The organism is Pantoea sp. Morm (assembly GCF_016643525.1).
GTDB classification, from domain to species: Bacteria; Pseudomonadota; Gammaproteobacteria; order Enterobacterales; family Enterobacteriaceae; genus Pantoea; species Pantoea dispersa.
In genome coordinates this window covers 1-5,699 of record NZ_VOQX01000158.1, presented here as the reverse complement: position 1 = coordinate 5,699, position 5,699 = coordinate 1, and the positions used below count along the sequence as shown (strand labels likewise).

The 5,699-nt window shown below is 58.6% G+C and carries 6 protein-coding genes; 3 read left to right on the top strand and 3 right to left on the bottom strand.

The window, feature by feature from the left end:
- Together FT726_RS25860 and FT726_RS25855 are read right to left on the bottom strand one after the other, a co-directional pair.
- Nucleotides 1–533: hypothetical protein (locus FT726_RS25860; RefSeq protein WP_346303696.1), on the bottom strand; the 533-nt coding region annotated here is incomplete at its 3' end.
- A gap of 133 nt (nucleotides 534–666) precedes the next feature.
- Nucleotides 667–1,116 (bottom strand): hypothetical protein, encoded by a 450-nt coding sequence (locus FT726_RS25855; protein WP_288424375.1) that lies wholly within the window; start codon nucleotides 1,114–1,116, stop codon nucleotides 667–669.
- A 336-nt stretch (nucleotides 1,117–1,452) separates the two neighbouring features.
- Here FT726_RS25855 and FT726_RS25850 point away from each other — a divergent pair, with 336 nt between their 5' ends.
- Entirely contained in the window at nucleotides 1,453–2,295 is an 843-nt protein-coding gene (locus tag FT726_RS25850; RefSeq protein WP_021508100.1) for a 23S rRNA (adenine(2030)-N(6))-methyltransferase RlmJ, read from the top strand.
- Nucleotides 2,296–2,298: 3 nt separating this feature from the next.
- Here the strand turns inward: FT726_RS25850 and rnz are convergent, their stop codons facing one another.
- Nucleotides 2,299–3,210 (bottom strand): ribonuclease Z, encoded by a 912-nt coding sequence (gene rnz, locus FT726_RS25845; RefSeq protein WP_058759345.1) that lies wholly within the window; start codon nucleotides 3,208–3,210, stop codon nucleotides 2,299–2,301.
- 130 nt (nucleotides 3,211–3,340) lie between these two features.
- Here rnz and gorA point away from each other — a divergent pair, with 130 nt between their 5' ends.
- Together gorA and FT726_RS25835 are read left to right on the top strand one after the other, a co-directional pair.
- A complete protein-coding gene (gene gorA, locus FT726_RS25840) occupies nucleotides 3,341–4,693 on the top strand; it encodes a glutathione-disulfide reductase (RefSeq protein WP_288424372.1) in 1,353 nt (450 codons plus the stop codon).
- A 141-nt stretch (nucleotides 4,694–4,834) separates the two neighbouring features.
- Nucleotides 4,835–5,699, top strand: an 865-nt coding sequence (locus FT726_RS25835) for a nucleoside recognition domain-containing protein (RefSeq protein WP_346303695.1), incomplete at its 3' end; no start/stop codon positions are given.

Below are 5,699 nucleotides of genomic sequence, written 5' to 3'. Positions count from 1 at the left end.
GCTTTCAGCGCTTTCAGCGCGTCGACGCTCTGGGTGGCCGCCGCGCGCGCGTCGCTGAGCTGTTTCGTCAGCTGGGCGCTGCCGGCGCTTTGCTGCTGCTGTGCCTCTTTCAACGCCTGCTGCAGCGTGGCGATGTTTTTCTCCTGCTGCTGCTTCTCCGCGCTGAGCGCTGCCAGTTTTTTGTCGCTGGCAGCCAGCTGCGCCTTTAACGCATCGTCCGCTTTCACCGCAGGTGTCGCAGACAGCTTTTCGAGTTGCGCCACGCGGAGGCGCAGACGCGTCAGTTCCGAACTGTGATCGGGCGCTGTTGCGGCTTTTTTCTCTGCCTTGCTGACGGTTTTCGCCGCCGGTTTTGCGGCCGGTTTTGCGGCCGGTTTTGCAGGTGGCTGTGGTTTTGCTGCCGGTGCCGGCGGCAGGGTGCGCGCTGCTTCGCTGAACGCGCGCAGCATGTCATCATCAGCCGCTGACGCGGCCTGTCCGGGTAGCAGTAAGGCCGCGCTAATCAGCACCGCCAGCAGATGACGCTGTGTCATCAAAACCTCCAGTCGCGGCTCCTTGCCGCTAAGAAAACAAAAGGCCTCATCTCAATATGTTAATTGAGATGAAGCCATCCACCGCGCGAGGTTGTCGCGCTGTTAAAAAAGGGGTCGGCTTGCGCCGTTATTGTTAACCGGCCTGGCGAATAATCAGCTGTGACAGACGGGTTTTAATGCGGAAGCACAGTTCACGGATCTGGAACTGATAGCGCGGCATGACTAAATCGTTAATATCCGCGCCGATCGAATCTTTAATCTGCAGATATTTGTTGGTCTGCGCGCCAATTTTCTGGAATTCCGCCTGGTAGCTGTCGTAAGACGCCTGGCTGTAGAGGCGCATCGCATCCAGCTCTTTACGGCACTGCTGAATGTTGCTGGCGCGATCGTCAGCGAACGAGGCAGCGGCCGGCTGGGCTGGCGCTTCGGTTACAAACGGCTGGCCGTCAGGCCGTGCAGCGGATTCAGCTATCGGCTGAGCGTCGGCGGCGGGCGGCGTTACCAGGCTATGAACAGGCTGTTGTTTCGCGCAACCAGCCAGTGCCAGCAGGCTTGCCACCGCGATACCAGTCATTTTTTTCATTATTGTCACCAGGAGTTATTAAGGATGCTTGAAGCAAAAAATTATACGGCCATGGCCGAAAAGTTTCCTTGCCAGAGACGCATTCCTGGCATTTCGCTCGCGACCGCTTCGTTTTCGGCTACTAACTTACTTAATCTGCGGTAAAATTTCGAGAGTCGAATTATCCCTAAGTGAAATTAGTTCTCTACCAGACCGGTCGCATTCCGCTAAAGCGACCCGGGCGCTGAAAACTTAAGCGGATGGTAAAACGTCAGCAATTTTTATGCGGCGCGGCTATAATCGCGCCACACACGATCTATTCGACTTCATTGATCCAACCGCGGACCCCTCTTTTTTATGCTGAGTTATCGCCACAGTTTTCATGCCGGCAACCACGCCGACGTGCTGAAACACACCGTTGAAAGCCTGATCCTCACCGCCCTGATGGAGAAGGAGAAACCTTTCCTCTATCTGGACACCCACGCCGGTGCCGGACGTTACCAGCTGAGCGGTGAGCACGCCGAACGTACCGGCGAATATCTGGAAGGCATTGCGCGTATCTGGCAACAGCCGGACGCACCGGCGCTGCTGAAGCCCTATCTGGCGGCGATTCGCAACCTTAACCCAACCGGTACGCTGCGCTATTACCCTGGCTCGCCGCTGATCGCCCGCCATCTGCTGCGCGACGAGGATAAGCTGCAGCTCACCGAACTGCATCCGACCGATTACCCGCTGCTGCGCAGTGAGTTCAGTAAAGATGCGCGCGCCCGCGTTGAACGCGCGGATGGTTATCAGCAGCTGAAGGCCAAACTGCCGCCACCGACCCGTCGCGGCCTGATCCTTATCGACCCGCCGTACGAAATGAAAAGCGATTATCAGGATGTGGTGAAAGGCATTCAGGAAGGTCACAAACGTTTCGCCACCGGTGTCTATGCGCTGTGGTATCCGGTGGTGTTGCGCCAGCAGATCAAGCACATGCTGAAGGATCTGGAAGCCACCGGCATCCGCAATATTCTGCAGATCGAGCTGGCAGTACGTCCGGACAGCGATCAGCGCGGCATGACCGCGTCCGGGATGATTGTCATCAACCCGCCGTGGAAGCTGAAAGCGCAGATGGAAGAGCTGCTGCCGTGGCTGCACCAGAAGCTGGTGCCCGCCGGCACCGGTCACTACAGCGTGACGCAAATCGTGCCGGAATAAGCGCTACACCTCAAATATCGCAAAATCATGGGCCAGTTCGGTGGCCGGAAACACCGACTGGCACTCAGCCAGCAGCCTTTCCCGATCCTGTGACAAATAGCGCGAGCTAAAGTGCGTAGCGATCATGCGTTTTGCGCCAGCGCGCTGTGCCACGCTGGCCGCCTGCACCGTAGTCGAGTGGCCGCGCCCGTTGGCTTTTTCCGCCATCGCCGCTTCCAGCGTGGTTTCATGCACCATCACATCGGCGTTCGCCGCCAGCTGCAACGCAACCTCGGTAGGGCCGGTATCGCCGAAGATCGCCAGCACTTTGCCTTTGGTGGCCGGGCCAAGATAGTCGGCGCCGTTGATCTCGCGGCCATCTTCCAGCGTGATGCGTTTGCCCTGTTTCAGATCCTGATACCACGGGCCGCGCGGCACGCCTTCCGCCTTCAGGCGCGGTGCGTCAAGGAAGCCTGGCTTATCATGCTGTTCGATGCGGTAGCCATAGCACTCGACCACGTGGTTCAGCGCATAAGCAGTGACGCGAAACTCACCGTTATCCAGCACCGGACCGGCTTCGATCTCGACAATCTCCAGTGGATAGCCGGTATAAGAGCCACTCAGGCTGAGCGCGGTCTCGACAAACTGGCGCAATCCTTTCGGACCGTACAGCGTCATCGGCTCGGTCAGGCCCGCCATCGAACGGCTGGTGAGCAGACCCGGCAGGCCAAAGATGTGATCGCCATGCAAATGGGTAATAAAGATTTTTTCCAGCTTGCCGGGCTTAAGCGCCGATCGCATAAACTGATGCTGCGTCGCTTCGCCACAGTCGAACAGCCAGGTCTCACCGCGTTTCGACAGCGTCAGCGCAATGGCGGTGACGTTGCGCTGCAGGCTGGGCGCGCCCGCGCCGGTACCAAGAAATGTCAGGTGCATGATAAGTTCCTTTAAGCCAACCCCTTGCCGGCATTCAACCCTATTACATACATAGGTGCAAACTTTGCGCCGGTAACTGAAGCGGCGTTACACTCTATGCCAGTTTTCCTCCAACAGATGGACACAACGGATGACCAGACATTTTGATTACCTCGCCATTGGCGGCGGCAGCGGCGGTATCGCCTCCATTAACCGTGCGGCGATGTATGGCCAGAAGTGCGCGCTGATCGAAGCGAAAGAGCTGGGCGGCACCTGCGTCAACGTCGGCTGTGTACCGAAGAAAGTGATGTGGCATGCGGCGCAAATCGCCGAAGCAATTCACCTGTACGGTCCGGATTACGGCTTTGATACCACCGTTAATCGCTTTGACTGGTCAACGCTGGTGAAAAACCGCAGCGCCTACATCGACCGTATCCACACCTCGTACGACAATGTGCTGGGTAAAAACCAGGTAGAAGTGATCAAAGGGTTCGCGCGCTTTGTCGATGCCCACACGGTGGAAGTGAACGGCGAGACCATTACCGCCGACCATATCCTGATCGCCACTGGCGGTCGTCCCAGCCATCCACAGGTGCCGGGCGCAGAGTACGGCATCAATTCCGACGGCTTCTTTGAACTGGAGGCGCTGCCAAAACGCGTTGCGGTGGTAGGCGCAGGCTATATTGCGGTAGAGCTGGCCGGCGTGGTGAATGCGCTGGGCGCAGAAACTCACCTGTTTGTGCGTCAGCATGCGCCGCTGCGCAGCTTCGACCCGCTGATTGTTGAGACACTGGTAGAAGTGATGCAGGCGGAAGGTCCGACGCTGCACACCGAATCGATCCCGAAAGCGGTGATCAGGAATGCTGACGGCAGCCTGACGCTGCAGCTGGAAAACGGCCAGCAGCAGACGGTGGATTGCCTGGTGTGGGCAATTGGCCGCGAACCCGCTACCGATAATCTCAACCTGGCGGTGACCGGTGTGGCGCTGAATGACAAAGGCTACATTCAGGTCGACAAGTTCCAGAACACCAACGTCAAAGGCATCTATGCGGTAGGTGATAACACCGGTGCGGTCGAGCTGACGCCGGTGGCCGTGGCGGCAGGCCGTCGCCTGTCCGAACGCCTGTTTAATAACAAGCCGGACGAGCATCTCGACTACAGCAACGTTCCCACCGTGGTGTTCAGCCATCCGCCGATTGGCACCGTCGGTCTGACCGAACCGCAGGCGCGTGAGCAGTATGGCGACGACCAGGTAAAAGTGTACAAATCGTCGTTCACCGCCATGTATACCGCGGTGACCCAGCACCGTCAGCCGTGCCGCATGAAGCTGGTATGCGTGGGGCCGGAAGAGAAGATTGTGGGTATTCACGGTATCGGCAACGGCATGGATGAGATGCTGCAGGGCTTTGCGGTGGCGCTGAAGATGGGCGCCACCAAAAAAGACTTCGACAACACCGTGGCGATTCACCCGACGGCGGCGGAAGAGTTCGTCACCATGCGCTAACACCGCCTCCGCGCCATCATCGCAGCCCTCGCCTGGGGGCTTTTTTGTTTGCTGACTACTCAACAGCGCGCATACCCGCTATGATTTTTGCTTTGCTGGCCCGGCGGCCAGCGTTTTGCGGTAACGGGACGACGTCAGCACGTGAATATCATCAGCATAATTATGGAGTCGGGCAAAGCTGCGGTCGACGTCGCGCTTTACACTCTGATTCCCATCATGGTGGTGATGCTATTCATCATGAAATACCTCGAAGTGAAAGGCGTGCTGGATTTTGTCGTGCGCCACGCCACGCCGTTACTGAAGCCGCTGGGGATTACCGGCCTGGCGCTGTTCGCACTCATCCAGTTAAATTTTGTCAGTTTTGCCGCACCGCTCGCCGCGCTGGCGATCATGGAGAAGCGCGGCACGTCAGACCGCCACATGGCGGCCACGCTGGCGATGCTGTTTGCGATGGGCCAGGCCAACGCCTTTTATCCGCTGATTCCTGACGGGCTCAACTGGAGCGCCGCGCTGCTGTTCTCTATCAGCGGCGGCGTGCTGGCGGCCGCCTCAACCTATCACTTTTTTGCCCGCAAACTTTCCGACGTCGCGCTGCGCGATGAAGACCAGGGCGTGGAGAACAGCGACACGAAGCCGGGACTGATCGCCATCATCAACACCTCGGGTGCCGACGCCATTCGCCTCGCGCTCGGTTCGCTGCCGATGCTGATCCTTTCCTTGTCGGTGGTGGGCATCCTGAAAAGTGCCGGCGCCATTGAGCTGCTGACGCAGCTGCTGGCACCGCTGTTACACAAACTGCATATCGCCGAGGTGTATGTGCTGCCTGCGCTGACCAAATGCCTGGCTGGCGGCACCGCCTATTACGGCGTGGTTGCCGGACTGGTCGAACAGGGGCAGTACAGTGCGCACAACATCAACGCCTCCGCAGGCCTGCTGATTCAGACCTTCGACCTGCCCGGCATCGGCATTTTCCTCGGGCTCTCCAGCCGTTTTCCGCGCCTGTTCC

What these genes read in the sequence shown, in the direction of transcription:
- FT726_RS25855 (WP_288424375.1), bottom strand. Translation starts at nt 1,116, where the DNA reads ATGAAAAAAATGACTGGTATCGCGGTGGCAAGCCTGCTGGCACTGGCT.
- FT726_RS25850 (WP_021508100.1), top strand. Translation starts at nt 1,453, where the DNA reads ATGCTGAGTTATCGCCACAGTTTTCATGCCGGCAACCACGCCGACGTG.
- rnz (WP_058759345.1), bottom strand. Translation starts at nt 3,210, where the DNA reads ATGCACCTGACATTTCTTGGTACCGGCGCGGGCGCGCCCAGCCTGCAG.
- gorA (WP_288424372.1), top strand. Translation starts at nt 3,341, where the DNA reads ATGACCAGACATTTTGATTACCTCGCCATTGGCGGCGGCAGCGGCGGT.